Annotated in this window: 15 protein-coding genes; 14 read left to right on the top strand and 1 reads right to left on the bottom strand. The window is 49.6% G+C overall.

The genetic code is table 11. From position 1 onward, the window contains the following. Positions 1–8: 8 nt before the first annotated feature. From J2T37_RS00640 to J2T37_RS00585, 12 genes are all read left to right on the top strand, one after another. Positions 9–1184 carry a glycosyltransferase gene (locus tag J2T37_RS00640; protein WP_253353257.1) on the top strand — a complete coding sequence of 392 codons (1176 nt, stop codon included), beginning with the start codon at positions 9–11 and terminating at the stop codon, positions 1182–1184. A gap of 13 nt (positions 1185–1197) precedes the next feature. Continuing rightward, positions 1198–2460: an O-antigen ligase family protein gene (locus J2T37_RS00635; protein ID WP_253353256.1), complete on the top strand. Its 1263-nt coding sequence runs from the start codon at positions 1198–1200 to the stop codon at positions 2458–2460. A 25-nt stretch (positions 2461–2485) separates the two neighbouring features. Continuing rightward, a complete protein-coding gene (locus J2T37_RS00630) occupies positions 2486–3556 on the top strand; it encodes a glycosyltransferase family 4 protein (RefSeq protein ID WP_253353255.1) in 1071 nt (356 codons plus the stop codon). A 13-nt stretch (positions 3557–3569) separates the two neighbouring features. Next, on the top strand, positions 3570–4742 hold the full coding sequence (locus J2T37_RS00625) for a glycosyltransferase (RefSeq protein WP_253353254.1): 1173 nt from the start codon (positions 3570–3572) through the stop codon (positions 4740–4742). Continuing rightward, positions 4735–5352, top strand: coding sequence for a sugar transferase (locus tag J2T37_RS00620; protein WP_253353253.1), 618 nt, complete (start codon positions 4735–4737; stop codon positions 5350–5352). Before J2T37_RS00625 ends, J2T37_RS00620 begins: the two co-directional genes overlap by 8 nt. Then, positions 5339–6313, top strand: coding sequence for an ATP-grasp domain-containing protein (locus J2T37_RS00615; RefSeq protein WP_253353252.1), 975 nt, complete (start codon positions 5339–5341; stop codon positions 6311–6313). Before J2T37_RS00620 ends, J2T37_RS00615 begins: the two co-directional genes overlap by 14 nt. Next, positions 6300–6977, top strand: coding sequence for an HAD family hydrolase (locus J2T37_RS00610; protein WP_253353251.1), 678 nt, complete (start codon positions 6300–6302; stop codon positions 6975–6977). Before J2T37_RS00615 ends, J2T37_RS00610 begins: the two co-directional genes overlap by 14 nt. Before the next feature lie 37 nt (positions 6978–7014). After that, a complete protein-coding gene (locus J2T37_RS00605) occupies positions 7015–8190 on the top strand; it encodes a DegT/DnrJ/EryC1/StrS family aminotransferase (RefSeq protein WP_253353250.1) in 1176 nt (391 codons plus the stop codon). Between the two features lie 261 nt (positions 8191–8451). Beyond that, on the top strand, positions 8452–10353 hold the full coding sequence (locus J2T37_RS00600) for a polysaccharide biosynthesis protein (RefSeq protein WP_253353249.1): 1902 nt from the start codon (positions 8452–8454) through the stop codon (positions 10351–10353). Between the two features lie 110 nt (positions 10354–10463). Further along, the gene (locus J2T37_RS00595; RefSeq protein ID WP_253353248.1) at positions 10464–11600 is read left to right on the top strand and encodes a polysaccharide export protein; all 1137 of its coding nucleotides are present in this window, start codon (positions 10464–10466) and stop codon (positions 11598–11600) included. 33 nt (positions 11601–11633) lie between these two features. Next, entirely contained in the window at positions 11634–12074 is a 441-nt protein-coding gene (locus J2T37_RS00590; protein ID WP_253353247.1) for a low molecular weight protein-tyrosine-phosphatase, read from the top strand. Between the two features lie 84 nt (positions 12075–12158). Then, positions 12159–14351, top strand: coding sequence for a polysaccharide biosynthesis tyrosine autokinase (locus J2T37_RS00585; RefSeq protein WP_253353246.1), 2193 nt, complete (start codon positions 12159–12161; stop codon positions 14349–14351). Between the two features lie 84 nt (positions 14352–14435). Here J2T37_RS00585 and queA read toward each other — a convergent pair whose 3' ends face one another. Continuing rightward, positions 14436–15464, bottom strand: a complete 1029-nt coding sequence (gene queA, locus J2T37_RS00580; protein ID WP_253353245.1) for a tRNA preQ1(34) S-adenosylmethionine ribosyltransferase-isomerase QueA — start codon at positions 15462–15464, stop codon at positions 14436–14438. A gap of 352 nt (positions 15465–15816) precedes the next feature. Here queA and accB point away from each other — a divergent pair, with 352 nt between their 5' ends. Together accB and accC are read left to right on the top strand one after the other, a co-directional pair. Continuing rightward, entirely contained in the window at positions 15817–16284 is a 468-nt protein-coding gene (gene accB / locus J2T37_RS00575) for an acetyl-CoA carboxylase biotin carboxyl carrier protein (RefSeq protein ID WP_253353244.1), read from the top strand. Positions 16285–16413: 129 nt separating this feature from the next. Next, entirely contained in the window at positions 16414–17781 is a 1368-nt protein-coding gene (gene accC, locus J2T37_RS00570) for an acetyl-CoA carboxylase biotin carboxylase subunit (protein WP_253353243.1), read from the top strand. Positions 17782–17783 lie beyond the last annotated feature (2 nt).

The following is a 17783-nucleotide window of genomic DNA, read 5'->3' as shown; positions in this document are numbered from 1 at the left end:
ATTTGATTATGCACGCTCTCATTATCCCTTCTTGGTATCCTGAAACGCCTGATGATGTAAACGGTATCTTCTTCCGCTTACAGGCTCAAGCATTACAACGGGCAGGCGTCAAAGTTGGCGTAATTGCACCGCAATTTCGCTCCTTGCGTACTCATGCTTCTATTGTGCTTGACCGCAAACAACATGGAATGAAGGAATATGTGGAGGCAGGTATCCCTACTTATACCTACCAAAGTATGCTTTACTTTCCTCATATTCCGTATATTGACCGCAACCGCATGATTTTAGCCGGAATGAAACTGTTCCGTCGTTATGTTGCCGAACATGGGATGCCGGATGTTATTCATGCCCATTGTGTCAATAACGGCGGCCTGATTGCCTACCAGATCCACAAGCAAACCGGCATTCCTTATATGATTACCGAGCATAGTACAACCTATGCCCGTAAATTAATTCATGATTGGGAACGCCCGATGATGCAACAGGCAGCAAGTCATGCCGGAGCACGTGCAGCTGTCAGCCGTGATTTTGCAGCACTATTAGAGCAGGAGTTCAAAGGCCTAAAATGGGAATATATCCCTAATATCTTATCCGCAAAATTTGAAGCACCTGTCGATTTAATCAATAAAGTACCCAACGAAAATTTCACTTTTTGTTCGGTGGCTCACTTACAGCACAAAAAAGGCTACGATATCCTACTGCCCGCCTTTTCTGAAGCTTTAAAAGAATATCCTCATCTTCAGCTCAAAATCGGTGGCGGCGGTTATGAAGAAACCAAATTGCACGGCCTTGCTAAAGAACTTAACTTACAAAACAATGTTACTTTTCTAGGCAAATTAAAAAACGATGAAGTATTAGATTTGATGTATCACAGCGATGCATTTGTATTGGCCAGCCGACATGAAACTTTCGGCGTTGTCTTCATTGAAGCCTTATCACAAGGATTGCCTGTTATTGCAACCCGTTGCGGCGGGCCTGAATCAATTGTAAATGATAGCAACGGTCTTATTGTGCCGGTAGAAGGCCAAGCAGCATTAACGGCAGCATTGATTTCTCTATATGAAAATCAAAAAAAATACGATGCACAGACCTTACGAAAAAATGCATTGAACGAATTTGGTGAAAATGTCGTTATCAGCCAAATTACGGCAGCCTATGAAAAAATAACGACATCCATATCTTAATTTGAGGACTGTTGTGAAATTCAAACGTCTTAGTCTTTATGTTGGTGTTTTATACCTGATGTTGTTCGGCTATATGCTAGGCCCTACGCTGGCATACCGAGCCGGGGTACCGCGTATCGACAATCCGTTATCAATATTGTTCATCGTTGGAACCTTTATCGTATTCTGTGCTGAAAGCAAACAGATACCGAAAAAAATTTACAACATGTTATTGGCGTTATGCGTCATGTGCTTTTGGCCGGGCATACACTTAGCCATATCCTCATTAACGCCGACACAATTCATGGATATCATGTTTTTCATGGTATTGCCTGGATTTTTCTATCTGTTTTATCAGGTATTGATTCGTGAAGAGGATCCATTAAAACGTATTCAAAAATTTCTTACGATCTTTGTACTGTATGTTGCGATTCCTCCATTTTTAGAATTAGCAACCGGCTTCCAATTCGTTACAGCCAGCGAGGAACTTGCTATTGATGCCGGTTCGCTTAAGGGATTGTTTTTTAACCCAAACAATCTGGCCACGACCGCAGTTTGTATTACACCTGCCATTTTGTTTTTCTTTCAACTGGAAGGAAGAAACAAGAAAGAAATCCTTTTCGGATGGCTTTTATTTGTATTACTGGGAATGGCAATTTTTGCCAGCGTTTCCCGCACAGCCATCGGCTGTTACCTACTGATTTTATTTGTTTATATTGCTTATCAAAAAAATGGATTTATTACCGTTTTAGTAGCCGGACTGTTATTTGTATTGCTGTCACTCATTCCATCACAGGTCATCCAAGAATTTTTACTTTCACTGAACAGTAATCAATTCTTAGAGCGTTTTTCTTCACGTCTATACCTGTTTTTATATGATATGGGCAGTGACAGCTCGGTGTCTTACCGCCAAGAAATTTATAATTATTTCTGGGAAAATCCGCCCTTATTGGGCGTTGGCTACGGTCCAAAAAATTTCCGCGAATACTTTGGCGGTCACTTGAGTGACAGTTTAGGTTTCCAAAACCCGCACAGTTTTGTTATTGAGCTGTATTTGGGATTTGGCCTACTTTCCCTTCTGGGTTTTATTGCTTACGTTGTCACTTACTTAAAAAATATATTGATAAACCGTTACTTGAAATCAAAATCACGGGTGATTGCGCTTGTGTGCATGGGTATTTTTCTGTTAGCAGGATTTATTCCCTCTACCATTTTGCGTATCCCTTTTATTTGGTTACCTTGCTTCCTGATTTTTATTTACAGCAGCTGCATTGTGCAGAAAAACGAAAAAGTTTAATTAAATTTTAAGAGAACATGACATTATGAAAGTCATTTTAACTACATCCATGGCCGGTTTGGGCGGTACTGAAAATGCAACCTTCCGCTTGGGCCGTTTGCTCAACCACGAAGGCGTTGAAGTTGTATTGGCTTCTTCAGACGGCCCTCTAATTAAAGAAGCGCAACAACTGGGCATCAAATGGCAACCGATTGATTTTTACCAAGGTGGTATGCTCGGTTATTTCAAAGGCATGATGGCTTACATGAAAATGCTCAAACGCGAGCAGCCCGACATTATCCACTGCCAAATGGCACGTATCGTACCGGCTTGCGCCATTGCCGCCAAAATTGCTTCGCCGAAAACCAAAGTGTTCTATCATGCGCGCGGCCTTGATCCGGAAACCTATCCGAAAATCGCTAAATTGTTTGACAAATTAGGCGTGTACATCATCGGCAACTGCAAACACGAACGTGAAAAACTGATTCGCTACGGTTTCCCGGCAAACCGCATTACCTATACCTATAACGCATTGCATAAACCGGATTATGTGCCTGAAAAAACACCCAAAGACTACATCATGCTGGGTACGCTGTCGCGTTTGGACACCGTCCGTGCTGTGAATCTGATGTTGGATATTTTCAAAAAACTGGTTGACCGCAATGTACCCGTGCGCCTGAATGTGGCCGGTATCGGCGAAGAAATGGACAACCTCAAAGCGCAAGCCAAGCGTTTGGGCATTGACGATAAAGTTACCTTCTTGGGCGGTGTGCGCGATTTGACCGCTTACTTCAAAGACGTCGATATTTTGGTAAACACACCTCACTGCGTCGGCGACCACGGCGCAGGTGTCGGCAACAATATTTTGGAAGCAGGCTTATACGATACGCCTGTCGTGACCTACGACATGGCCGGTATTTCCGAAATGGTTATTAACGGCAAAACCGGTTTCTGCATTCCGTTTGGTGAAGACGAACAATTTGTTGAAGCTGTGGAAAAACTGGTTGCCAACCCCGAACTGCGTAGCGAGCTGGGTAAAGCGTTGCACCAACACGTTGCCACCCTCTGCTCCGACGAAGAAATTTACCGCACCACTATGGCTGCGTATGCAATGTAAGGCCGTCTGAAAAATGAAGATTACCATTGTTGCGCCTTATTGTTCGTTGCCGAGCGAGCCGCATTTCAACCGTTTTTGGTATTTGGCAGAGCTTTTGGCGGAAAAACACGATGTATTGCTGATTACCAGCAATTTCAAACATTACGACAAATCGTTCAGACGGCCTGAAGATGCCGTTGCTGCTTCACAAGGCCGTCTGAAAGTGATGATGTTGAATGAAAGCGGTTACAGCAAAAATGTATCGCTTGACCGCGTGAAAAGCCACCATGTTTTCGTCAAAGACTTTGAGCGTTGGTTGGAACAATGCCAACCGGGTGAACAGGATGTGGTGTTTTCAGCTTATCCGCTGATTGCCACCAATATTTTGCTGGGCAAACACAAAGCCCGTTTGGGTTACAAGCTGATTATCGACGTGCAGGATGTTTGGCCGGAATCGTTTTCCGCCGTCATTCCGGTATTAAAAAAGATTCCGCACAACCTGCTGCCGTTTTCCGGCCGTGCGAATCAGGCTTACCACTATGCCGATGGTTTGGTCGCCGTATCACAGACCTACCTTGACCGTGCCAAAGAAGCCAATCCGAACGTACCCGGCGAAGTGGTGTATATCGGTGCCGATTTTCCAAAATTGAATACGGCTGTTGCCAAAGATTTCGGTGACGACAAAACCCGCTTTTTCTATTTGGGTACATTGAGTTACAGCTATGACGTCGAAACTGTCTGCAAAGGTGTGCAAAAGCTGCTGGATGCCGGCGAAAACGTTGAATTGCATATCATGGGCGGCGGCCCCGACTTGGAAAAGTTGAAACAATACGCCAATGATTCGATTAAGTTTTACGGCTACATTCCTTATTCGGAAATGATGTCGGTAGCCAAAGGCTGCGATATTGCCGTAAATCCGATTCATTCGTATGCCATGCAGTCGATTACCAACAAGCTGTCCGACTATATGGCTTTGCAAAAACCGATTTTAAACAGCCAAGTCAATGACGAAGTGGCCGAAGTCCTGACCCTGCTGCCGCATGCCGACTATACATCGGGCGATGTGGACAGCTTTGTCAAAGCCGCCAAAGAAATCTTGGCGCACAAGGACGACCCCGTCCAATCCGAAGAAATCGTGCGCCGCTTCAAGCGTGATGTGGCGTATCAGAAGATCGTATCCATGATTGAGAGATTAGGTAATGAGTAAACTTTTCAAACGCTTGTTTGACATCATCGCCTCGGCTGTCGGGCTGATTATCCTGTCGCCTGTATTTCTGCTGCTGATTTACTTAATCCGCAAAAACTTGGGTTCGCCCGTGTTTTTTACCCAAGAGCGACCGGGTAAAGACGGTAAGCCGTTTAAGATGATTAAATTCCGCTCCATGCGCGATGCGGTGGATTCAGACGGCAATCCGCTGCCCGACAGCGAACGCCTGACCCCGTTCGGCAAAAAGCTGCGCGCCACCAGCTTGGACGAGCTGCCGGAATTGTGGAACGTCTTGAAAGGCGACATGAGCTTGGTCGGCCCGCGTCCGCTTTTGATGAGCTATCTGCCGCTTTACAACGAATTCCAATACCGCCGCCACGAAATGAAACCGGGCGTAACCGGTTGGGCGCAGGTCAACGGCCGCAATGCGATTTCGTGGGACGAAAAATTCGCCTTGGATGTTTGGTACATCGACCATTACAGCTTTTGGCTCGACATCAAGATTTTATTTTTAACCGTTAAAAAAGTATTTGTCCGCGAAGGCATTTCTGCCGCCGGCGAAGCCACCATGCCTTTTTTTACAGGAAGCAACAACAATGAAGAAAAATAACGTACTTATTCTCTCTGCCGGCCGCCGCGTCGAGCTGGTGCAGGACTTCAAAATCGAAGCCACCAAGTTTTCAGACGGCATCAAAGTATTAACAACCGATATGCACCCGGAAATGTCGTCCGCCTGCCGCATTTCAGACGGCTTTTTCAGCGTGCCCGCGATTAAGGCCGACAACTACATCGACAGCATTTACGATTTGGCCGTGGCGCAAAATGTCGGCCTGATTATCCCGACCATCGACACCGAGTTGAAAAAACTGGCCGAAGCACGTGACCGTTTTGAAGCTGCCGGTATCCACATCATCGTGTCTGACGTGGCCTTGATTGATTTGTGCCGCGACAAACGCCTGACCGCCGGCCTGTTCCAACAATACGGCATCCAGTCGCCCGCCATTTACGACCGCAACAACCCGACCCTGCCCTGCTTCGTCAAACCTTACGACGGCAGCCGCGCCATCGGCGCCAAACGTGTCGATACCGCCGCCGACATCACGCCGGAAATGATGGCCGACGAAAAACTGATGTTCTGCCAACTGATCGACATCGTCAATGAATTTACCGAATTCACCGTGGATATGTATTACACCCGCGAAGGCCGTCTGAAATGCGTTGTGCCGCGCGAGCGCTTGGAAGTGCGCACCGGTGAAGTGAGCAAAGGCATTACCCGCCGCAACCATCTGTATGACGTATTGGTAGAAAAAATGGCCGAAGTCGAAGGCGCGCGCGGCTGCCTGACGGCACAGTTTTTCTACAACAACGCCACCGGCGAATTTTACAGCGTGGAAATCAACCCACGCTTCGGCGGCGGCTTCCCGCTGACCTACGCCGCCGGCGGCAACTACCCCAACTGGCTCATCCGCGAATACCTCTACGGCGAAGAAATCCCGTTTTTCGACGGTTGGGAAAACAACCTGATGATGTTGCGCTATGATGCCAAGGTGCTGGTACATGGAAACGATTAATCCGCGCAACAGCGTGATTGTCTTCGATTTGGACGACACGCTGTACGCCGAATACGATTACAAAGTATCCGGTATCCGCGCCGTTATCCGCCGCGTAGCCGAGCTGTATCCCGAATTTAACGCGGCAGCGCTGGCGCAGCAGATTGTTGCGGACAGTAAAGACTGGCTGGACGATTTGTGCCGCCTGTGCGGTTTCAACGATTCGGAAAAACAGGTCTTGCTGTGGCAATACCGCCTGCACCAACCCGACATCAAGCCGTATTGCAGCGTGTCATTTTTGGAAAACCTGACCCGAGACTTTGCCGCCACCGCCTTGATTTCAGACGGCCGCAGCATCAGCCAGCGGCTCAAATTGGAAGCGTTGGGCTTGTTGCCGTTGTTTGACGACATCCTTATCTCGGAAGCCTACCGCTCGGAAAAACCTTGTGACAAGCGTTTTGTCCTGCTCCAAAATAAATATGCTGCTGACAACCGCCGCTTTATTTACATCGGCGACAACATCAAAAAAGATTTTGTCACCCCCAACCAGCTGGGCTGGCTGACCATCGGTCTGCAAGCCTCGTCCCGCAATATCCACCGCCATAGTGCCGCTGATTTTCCGCCCGAACACCAGCCGCACCGCTGGATTGGAACATTAGACGAATTATCCGGTCTGATTGCTTGAAACATTTTCAAGCAGCGACCTTCTTAAGGAAAAACACATGTTGAATACCGCCCTCTCCCCGTGGCCGTGCTTCACCCAAGAAGAAGCCGATGCCGTTTCCCGCGTTTTGCTGTCCAACAAAGTCAACTATTGGACCGGCACCGAATGCCGCGAATTTGAAAAAGAATTCGCCGCCTACGTCGGCACAGAATACGCCGTCGCCCTGTCCAACGGCACGCTGGCGCTGGACGTTGCCCTGAAAGCCTTGGGTATCGGCGCAGGCGATGATGTCATTGTGACCTCGCGCACTTTCTTGGCCTCCGCTTCCTGTATCGTGACCGCCGGTGCCAATCCCGTATTTGCCGATGTAGATTTAAACAGCCAAAACATCAGCGCCGAAACCATCAAAGCCGCGCTGACCCCCAACACCAAAGCCATCATCGTGGTGCATTTGGCCGGTATGCCTGCCGAAATGGACGACATCATGGCGCTGTCGCAAGAACATAACCTGTATGTCATCGAAGACTGCGCCCAAGCGCACGGCGCGAAATACAAAGGCAAAGCCGTCGGCTCCATCGGCCATATCGGCGCCTGGTCGTTCTGCCAAGACAAAATCATGACCACCGGCGGCGAAGGCGGCATGGTCACAACCAACGACAAAGCCTTGTGGGACAAAATGTGGTCATACAAAGACCACGGCAAAAGCTACGATGCCGTGTACCACCGCGAACACGCGCCGGGCTTCCGCTGGTTGCACGAAAGTTTCGGTACCAACTGGCGCATGTTGGAAATGCAAGCCATTATCGGCCGTATCCAGTTGAAACGTATGCCGGACTGGACCGCCAAACGCCAAGCGCACGCCGCTAAATTAGCCGAAACCTTGGGCAAATTCAGCAGCATCCGCCTGACCGAAGTTGCCGATTACATCGAACACGCGCAATACAAATTCTATGCGTTTGTGAAACCGGAAAACCTGAAAGAAGGTTGGACGCGCGACCGTATCGTCAATGAATTGAATGCGTTGAAAGTACCGTGCTATCAAGGCAGCTGCTCCGAAGTGTATTTGGAAAAAGCCTTCGACAACACACCGTGGCGTCCGCAAGAGCGTTTGAAAAACGCCGTCGAGCTGGGCGAAACCAGCCTGATGTTCCTGGTTCACCCGACCCTGACCGACGATGAAATCGCGCTCTGCTGCCAACACATTGCTGCCGTTTTGAACGAAGCAACTGCCTAAGCACCAAAATTCAGACGGCCTCGCCAGGGTCTGTTGATATTTCATCCGAGAAGCAGATTTTCGAGTGAAAGAACGCGGATGCAAGGCGAAAAGCACAGCAAGGTTGGACACCTTGCGAGCATTTTCAACACAGCAGCTGTGTTTTTTCGCTGAAAAAATGCCGCGTGATGAAATATCAACAGACCCTAGATTGAGGCCGTCTGAAAAAAACAATATTTCCCCACATACGCACCGCTTAAACACTACTCAGAAAATACCAAAATGAATTTGGAAACCTTATTACGCCTCCCCCGGAATCTCAAAAAAACCTTTTTTGTGATTCACGATGTGCTGATGATTTTCATTGCTTTCTGGTTTGCACAAAGCCTGAAAGTCAATTATTCGGACGAGTGGGCAAACGCCGCCAACTGGCTGGCTTTCGGCAGTACCGCCGTCATCACAATTTTGCTGTTTGTCCGTTTGGGCTTGTACCGCGCCGTTACCCGCTTCGTCAGCGTCCGCGTGCTGACTGCGGCCGTATTCGGCAGCGCGGTATCCGCCGTGGTATTTTTCGTCAGCATTCTGATTTTCGAGCAACGCCTGCGTTTGGCGCTGCCCATCGTTTATTTCCTGCTGCTGGTGGTATTGGTGACCAGCTCGCGCATGATTGTGCGTGCGATTTTGTCCGACCGCCACAAAAAACAAATGGCGCCGGTCATCATCTATGGTGCCGGACGTTCCGGCCGCCAACTGCTGGAAGCCATCAAACAAGTTAAAGAATACAACGCCATCGCCTTTGTCGATGACAACCCGAAATTGCGCCGCAGCGTGATTTACGACTTGGCCGTGTACAGCCCTGAGGAAATTCCTACGCTGATTGACCGCTACGGCGTAGAAAAAATCCTGCTGGCGATTCCGAGTGCTTCCCAAGAAGAGCGCAAAGCCATCATCAATAATTTGGAACAGTACCACTGCGAAGTTTTGGCTATCCCCGGCATGAAAGACTTGGTGGACGGCAAAATCAACGTCAGCTCGTTGAAAAAAATCTCCGTAGTAGATTTACTCGGCCGCGACCCTGTTGATCCGGTTCCCGAATTGATGAGTGCCGACGTAACCGGCAAAGTCGTGATGGTAACAGGTGCAGGCGGGTCGATTGGTTCGGAATTGTGTCGTCAGATTTTGCGTTGCAAACCGTCCAAACTGCTGCTGTTTGAATTATCTGAATTTTCTTTGTACAGCATTGATAAAGAGCTGCGCGAAAGCCAAGCGGAACACGGTACCGATGTCGAAGTCGTGCCGCTTTTGGGTTCGGTACAAAACAAAGCCCGCCTGATTTCCGTCATGCAGGCCTACCGTATCGAAACGGTTTACCATGCCGCTGCCTACAAGCATGTGCCGATGGTTGAATTTAATACCATCGAAGGCATCCGCAACAATGTATTCGGCACGCTGATGTGCGCCGAAGCGGCTGTTGAATCAAATGTAGATACTTTTGTGCTGATTTCTACCGACAAAGCCGTGCGACCGACCAACACCATGGGTGCGAGCAAACGCATGGCAGAGCTGTGTTTGCAGGCACTGGCTGCCGAAGCCGGGCAAAAAACCCGTTTTTGCATGGTGCGTTTCGGTAATGTACTGGGTTCTTCCGGCTCGGTTGTGCCGGTATTTGAAAAACAAATCGCCGAAGGCGGCCCGATTACCCTGACCCACCAAGACATTACCCGCTACTTCATGACCATTCCGGAAGCGGCACAACTGGTTATCCAAGCCGGTGCGATGGGCAAAGGTGGAGATGTGTTTGTATTGGACATGGGCGAATCGGTCAAGATTATCGACCTGGCCAAACAAATGATTAAGTTGAGCGGTCTGACGCTGAAAGACGAAAACCATCCCGACGGCGATATCGAAATCAAGATTACCGGTCTGCGCCCAGGTGAGAAATTGTATGAAGAGCTGCTCATCGGCGATGAAGTGCAAAAGACCACTCATCCGCGCATTATGACCGCCAGCGAAGTCATGCTGCCGTGGTCACAATTATCTGACATACTGTCACGCATGGACACCGCCTGTACAGAAATGAACCAAACCGCCCTACGCGCACTCTTATTGGAAGCGCCGGCCGGATTCAATCCCAAAGACGACATCTGCGATTTGGTTTGGACTGAAAATAAAAAGGCCGTCTGAACGGCATAGGGTCTATTTGTTACGGCGCGTCAAAGTGCATGGCAAACAGACCCGGCCGTTTTTCAGACGGCCTGAAAAAGACTTAAAAAGATTCACAAGGACCTTTTCTTATGAAAAAGCTTATCGTTATTAGCCTGTCCCTGCTGGTTTTTATCAGCGGTTGTAGCAGCACAACCATCATCCCGGGTTCAAACATCAGCACCCGCAATAAAACCATCGTTTATGGCGAAAACGAAAGCAAAGCCGATACCAACCTAGACAGCCGTGTCGCTGTTTATCCCATTACCTTGGGTTTGATTGAACGCATGCGCGAACCGGAAGTAACGGCGCAACACAACCCAATCCTTGCGCAGCGCCGTGCCAATTACCAATACCGCATCGGTAACGGTGATGTATTGAACATCATGGTTTGGGCGCACAACGACCTGAACTCGCCGGTTCAACAGAGTAATCCGCAAACACACCAAGTCAGCCGAGGTACATGGGTTGACGAGCGTGGCTACATCGCTTACCCCTTAATCGGCCAAATGTACGCCAAAGGCAAAACCATTGCCGAACTGCAAAATGCCATGACTACCCGTTTGCGCCAATATCTGAAAAACCCCCAAGTCAGTATTAACGTGACTGATTTCCGCTCACAACGTGTTTCCATTGCCGGCGCGGTGGCGCAAGCGGGCGAACTGCCGATTACCAACGTGCCCATGACCATCTTGGATGCTGTCAATTTGGCCGGTGGCGCAGCTTCCAATGCCGATACCCAACATATCAAATGGACGCATAACGGTGTGGATCGCACCATTTCGCTGCAAAAAATTCTGCAATACGGCGACATGTCGCAAAACCATTTGTTAAGTGACGGAGACATTGTTTACATCCCGAACAACAGCAACAGCAAAGTTTATGTTATGGGTGAGGTTGGACAACAAACCACCCTGCCGATTGGCAATCTTGGCTTAAACCTGACTCAAGCTTTGGGTAATGCAGGCGGTATGAACCAAAGTTATTCCGATGCAACCGGTGTATTCGTTGTCCGTCGCGCACCGGAAGATTTAGAAAAACCGATTCATATTTACCAATTAAATCTGAAAGATGCAACCGCCTTCGCGTTGGGTAATGAATTTAAACTGAAATCTGACGATGTCGTTTATGTAACAGCGGCTCCTGTTGCGCGTTGGGGTCGTGTCATTTCCCATCTGACCAATACGGTTACCAACGTCAACTCTGTTGACGATACTTTAGGCGGCTGATTTGATTCTATAACCTTTTAACTACCTGAAACTATGTTCCAAAATATTCTTGTTGTATGTGTCGGCAACATCTGCCGTTCTCCGACTGCCGAACGGATTTTGCAGCAGAAATTACCCAAACAGCATATTATCTCAGCAGGGATAAAAGCATTGGTTGGCAAAGATGCCGACTTTCAAGCCATTAAGACAGCATTGGCACACGGTGTTGTTGTGGCCGGTCATACTGCCCGGCAATTAACGCCGGAAATGTGTGACCAGGCTGATTTGATATTGGTGATGGAGCCGGAACATATCGACAGCGTCGCAGATATCCAACCTTCGGCACGCAGCAAAACCATGCTTTTTGCGCAATGGATGCCTAAAAAAAGCATACCCGACCCATTTCACCAAAGCGCCGAGATGTTTGAGGCTGTTTATCAGCAACTGGATGAAGCAGCCGACAGCTGGGTACAAAAATTAACCGGACAGTCCTGATTGGCTTCTACCGGTCAAAATGACAGAATCCATCAATAGTGATTCTGTATTAATCCAAGTTTAGTTAGATAGAAAGTTTTACTGATGAGCAAACAAACCGCATCAGCACCCAATAATCATGACGAAATCGACCTGGGTCAGCAATTCCGCAGTCTGTGGTCGCATAAAACCAAGCTTGCCCTAGCTTTGCTGGCAGGCGGTGTTCTTGGTGCCCTGTACAGCCTGAGTGCCACGCCTGTTTACCGTGCGGACGCCATGCTGGAAATCGAAACCAAACAAAACCAGATCCTGACAGAAATCAACAGTATTTTTTCTACGGATCAATCACCTTCTGAAGCTGAGGTGGATTTGGTGCAATCTCGTTTGGTTATCAACAAAACCGTTGATGATTTGCAACTGGATCAACAGGTCACACCTAAATTTTTCCCTATCTTAGGGCGCTTATTCTATAACTTAGGCGGTGGGGTCAAACCTGAACTGAAAATTTCTGATTTTCATGTACGAGAAAAATGGCTGAACGAGCCATTTGCCTTGACAGTTAAAGACAGCAAAACCTATACCCTGACCCTGCCAGATGACAAAACCGTTGAAGGCCGCGTTGGTACAGCTTTAAAAATTGACAAAGACACCGTTTTAAAAATTGATACGATTTTGGCTGAGCCTGGTCAAGATTTCGTATTAACCAAATATTCGACCCTAAATGCGATTGAAAACGTCAAAAAGAACTTGGGCGTAATCAGCAAGGGCAAAACCAGTCCGATTATTAATCTGACTTACAACGGTACCGATCCGGAAAAAACTACCCGCGTGTTAAACAGTATTGCCGACAATTATGTGGGTCAAAACCGCGAACGTGACGTACAAGTGGCCTCCAGCGGCTTAGCCTTTATCAGCGAAGAGTTGCCCCGCTTGAAAGAGCGTTTGCAAGAAGCGGAAAACCGTTTGAACGATTATCGTGAAAAAACCGGTTCTCTGGATATTCCTTTGGAATCTAAAGGAGCATTGGAAAGCCTGACTTCCATTGAAACCCAGATTACCCTGTTGCGCACCGAAGAAGCTGGTCTGGCAGAACTCTATACGCCCGAACATCCTTCTTATAAAGCGGTATTGGATAAATTGACCGTATTGGAAAATGCCAAGAACAAAATTAACCAACAAATCGCCGAGTTGCCCAATACCCAACAGGAAGTCATCCGCCTGACTCGTGATGTGGATACCAATCAGGCCACTTACGTGCAACTGCTGGGCAAACAGCAAGAACTAAACATCATGCGCGCCAGTGCGCAGGGTAACGTGCGCATTGTCGATTACGCCATTGAGCCGGAAATTCCGGTTGCGCCGCGCAAAAAAATCATCACGCTGTTAAGCGCGCTGGGCGCGGCTGCGTTGATGGCCGTTTGGATTTTGATGCGTAACCGTCCGCGTCCGACCATTAATTCCATTGATGAAATCGAAGAATTGGATCTGGAAGTATCGGCTTTGGTACCGCTGTCTAAAGTGCAACAAAAACGCGACGTACGCACCAATAAACTCAAATCTTTAGCCAACCGCACCAATTACCTGCTCGCGGAAGACGATCCAACCGATATCGCCGTCGAAGCCATCCGCGCACTGCGTACTAACATTTATTTCTCCATGATGGAGGCTAAAAATAATGTATTGATGATTACCGGTGCGGCGCCGGAAGCAGGTAAATCCTTTATTTCCGCTAACTTAGCTACCGTTATCGCCCAATCCGGCAAAACCGTTTTGCTGATTGACACCGACATGCGTAAGGGTTATTTGGAACAAATGTTTGGCATGAATACCGGTTCAGGTTTGGTTGATATTTTGTCCGGTAACATTTCACCGGCGAAAGCTGTTCAAGCCACCAATGTAGAAAACCTCAGCCTGATTTCCAACGGCGGTTATCCGAAAAAACCGTCTGAGCTGCTGATGGACAAGCGTTTCAGCGAATTGGTCGCTTACGCTTCGGAAAAATACGATTACGTCATCATTGATACGCCGCCGATTTTGGCTGTCACCGATGCCGCCATTGTCGGCCAATATGCCGGCACAACCTTGATGGTGGCTCGCTATGGCTACACCACAGCACAAGAGTTGGACACCAGCGTCGATCGTTTGCAACAAAGCAAAGTCAGCATCAAAGGCGTTATCCTCAACGGTATGCAGCGTGAAGCGGGCAGCAGCTATGATTATTACAGCTATGCCGGTTATCGCAATACCGAAGAAGGCAGGAAATACGCCAAAAAGTATGCAAAAAACACCAAAAGCTAAACGACCCGTAAAGTCGATATAAAAAGGCCGTCTGAATAAAAGAAAATTTATTCAGACGGCCTTTTCAACATAATTACCTTTTAATTAGTCTTTACGCCCCAATACCATCGCATCGCCATAGCTGAAAAAGCGGTATTCCTGTTCAACCCCGTGGCGGTACACCGCTCGAATGTGTTCCATTCCGGAAAATGCACTGACCAACATCAGCAAGGTAGATTTGGGCAGATGGAAATTGGTAATCAGGCGGTCAATCACATTAAACCGATAGCCCGGCGTAATAAAAATATCCGTGTCTCCCATACCCGCCTGCAAACGGCCGGTTTGCCGCGCTGCCGATTCCAATGCGCGCATGGAAGTCGTGCCGACCGACCAGATTTTATTGCCGCGCGCCTGCGCCGCCTCAATCGCCGCCACGGTTTCAGACGGCACATTAAACCACTCGCTGTGCATTTTATGCTCTTCAATCTTATCCTCGCGCACAGGCTGGAACGTACCCGCACCGACGTGCAGGGTCACTTCCGCCGTCACCACGCCCTGCGCGCGTAAAGCCGCCAGCAATTCATCGGTAAAATGCAGCCCCGCCGTCGGCGCCGCAACCGCGCCCTGATGTTTGGCATATACCGTCTGATAGCGGCTGTCGTCATCTTCATCGGCCGCCCGTTCGATATACGGCGGCAGCGGCAAGTAGCCGTTTTGCTCCAACAGCTCGTAAACCGTTTGTTCGCCCGCAAAACGCAAGCAGAACAGCTCGCCTACCCGCTCCACCATTTCGGCCTGAATACCGCCTTCAAAGCATAATGCCGTACCCGCTTTGGGCGATTTGGACGAGCGCACATGCGCCAACGCCGTATGGTTGTCCAACACACGTTCAATCAAGGCTTCGATTTTGCCGCCGCTGGCTTTCTGCCCGAAGAGGCGTGCCTTCATCACTTTGGTATTGTTAAACACCAGCACGTCGCCCGCTTCGATGTAGTCCGCTACGTCGGCAAAATGCCTGTCTTGCAACGGCATGTTTGGCAAAGCCACCAGTAAGCGGCTACTGCCGCGCACTTCGGGCGGATGTTGCGCAATCAGTTTTTCCGGCAGTTCGAAATCAAAATCAGAAATGTCCATCTTTATATTCATCTTACAAAACAGCCGCCATTATACGCATGTTTGCTTTTTTCAGACGGCCTCTTTGCTTCTAAAACCAATAAATTAGAATAAATGCTCTCTTAGCGGCACGCTTCCGGCACACTTTTCCGAAATCCGCGTTTTACAGCCAAATTCTGTCTTTTTTACAGATTTTACTGGACATTTACCAGCAAGTTCGGGAAAATAGTCCGATTAAATCCGGTCGATTGGCCGTCTTCTTTCCGTTGCCGCATGGGGCTGGAAACTTCCGCCTTATGCGCCGACCCCCGAATGGTCAAACCTCCAGACCCCTATCACACGGCCGCTGCGCCGTCTCAACAAGGAATGAAAAATGGATTTGCGCAAACTGAAAAAACTGATTGATTTGGTTGAAGAATCCGGTATTGCCGAAATCGAAGTGACCGAGGGCGAAGAAAAAGTCCGCATTACCCGCGCCACCGCAACGCAACCCGTAGTTTACGCCGCCGCTGCGCCTGCCGCTGCTGCTCCCGCTCCGGTTGCCGCGCCTGCTTCTGCCGCCGCTGCGCCGGCGCCCGCTGCACCGGCTGCCGCCGGCCCTGATTTGAGCAACGCGCAAAAATCACCGATGGTCGGCACATTCTACCGTGCTCCCGGCCCGAACACTCCGGCTTTCGTCGAAGTCGGCCAAAGCGTGAAAGCTGGTGACACCCTGTGTATCATCGAAGCCATGAAGCTGATGAACGAAATCGAAGCGGAAAAATCCGGCACTGTAACCGCCATTTTGGTGGAAAACGGCTTACCGGTCGAATACGGCGAACCGCTGTTTATCATCGAATAATCCCGTTTTCAGACGGCCTTTTCCCGCAAAAGGCCGTCTGAAAACGTCTGTGCTCCCTCCCGGCGGGCGCATGGTGTCTGCCGCAGGTCTGTTTGCACAAAGGCCGTCTGAAACCACAGGAAAATCATTATGTTGAAAAAAGTACTCATCGCCAACCGTGGTGAAATCGCGCTGCGCATTTTACGCGCCTGCCGCGAAATGGGCATTGCCACTGTCGCCGTCCACTCCGAGGCCGACAAAGACAGCCTGCATGTCAAGCTGGCCGACGAATCCGTCTGTATCGGCTCGGCACCCTCCCCGCAAAGCTACCTGCTGATTCCCGCCATCATCGCCGCCGCCGAAGTAACCGGCGCCGACGCCATCCACCCGGGTTACGGCTTCTTGGCCGAACGCGCCGACTTTGCCGAGCAGGTGGAAGAATCCGGCTTTACCTTCATCGGCCCGCGCGCCGAAACCATCCGCTTGATGGGCGACAAAGTTTCCGCCAAACACGCCATGATTGAAGCGGGCGTACCTTGCGTGCCCGGTTCTGAAGGCGCGCTACCCGACGATGAAGCGGAAATTCTGAAAATCGCCGACCAAGTCGGTTTTCCCGTCATCATCAAAGCCTCCGGCGGCGGCGGCGGGCGCGGTATGCGCGTGGTGGAGAAAAAAGAAGACCTGCTGCGCTCGGTGGAAATGACCAAAACTGAAGCCGGTGCTGCGTTCGGCAATCCGATGGTGTATATGGAGCGTTATCTGCAACGCCCGCGCCACGTGGAAATCCAAGTTTTGGCCGATGAACACGGCAACGCGATTTATCTAGGCGAGCGCGACTGCTCCATGCAGCGCCGCCACCAAAAAGTCATCGAAGAAGCGCCTGCACCCGGCATTACGCCCGAAGAGCGTGCCAAAATCGGTGCAGCCTGCGTAGAAGCGTGTAAGCGTATCGGTTATCGCGGCGCGGGTACGTTTGAATTTCTGTATGAAGACGGCGAGTTTTTCTTTATCGAGATGAACACCCGCGTACAGGTCGAACACCCTATCACCGAGCTCATCAGCGGCGTGGATATTGTGCAAGAGCAGCTGCGCGTAGCCGCCGGCCTGCCGTTGCAATACACGCAGGAAGATATTGTGTTGGACGGCCATGCTTTTGAGTGCCGTATCAATGCCGAAGACCCGTACAACTTTATTCCCAGCCCCGGCCTGATTGACTCCTGCCACCTGCCAGGCGGCCCGGGCGTGCGCGTGGACAGCCACATTTATCAAGGCTACCGCATTCCGCCCAACTACGACAGCCTAATCGGTAAAATCTGCGTACACGGCAAAACCCGCGAGCAGGCGATGGCGAAAATGCGCGTGGCGCTGGCAGAGCTGGCGATTACCGGCATCAAAACCAATACCCCGCTGCACCGCGATTTGTTCCGCGATCCGGGCTTCTCCGAAGGCGGCGTGAGCATTCACTATCTGGAACACTGGCTGGAAGAGCGCAAAGCCAAGCTGGATAAAGAAAAATAAGC

Origin of the sequence: Neisseria perflava (genome assembly GCF_024170405.1) — a bacterium.
GTDB lineage: Bacteria > Pseudomonadota > Gammaproteobacteria > Burkholderiales > Neisseriaceae > Neisseria > Neisseria perflava_B.
The sequence above is the reverse complement of the archived record's forward strand: the minus strand, read 5'-3'. Positions and strand labels throughout refer to the sequence as shown.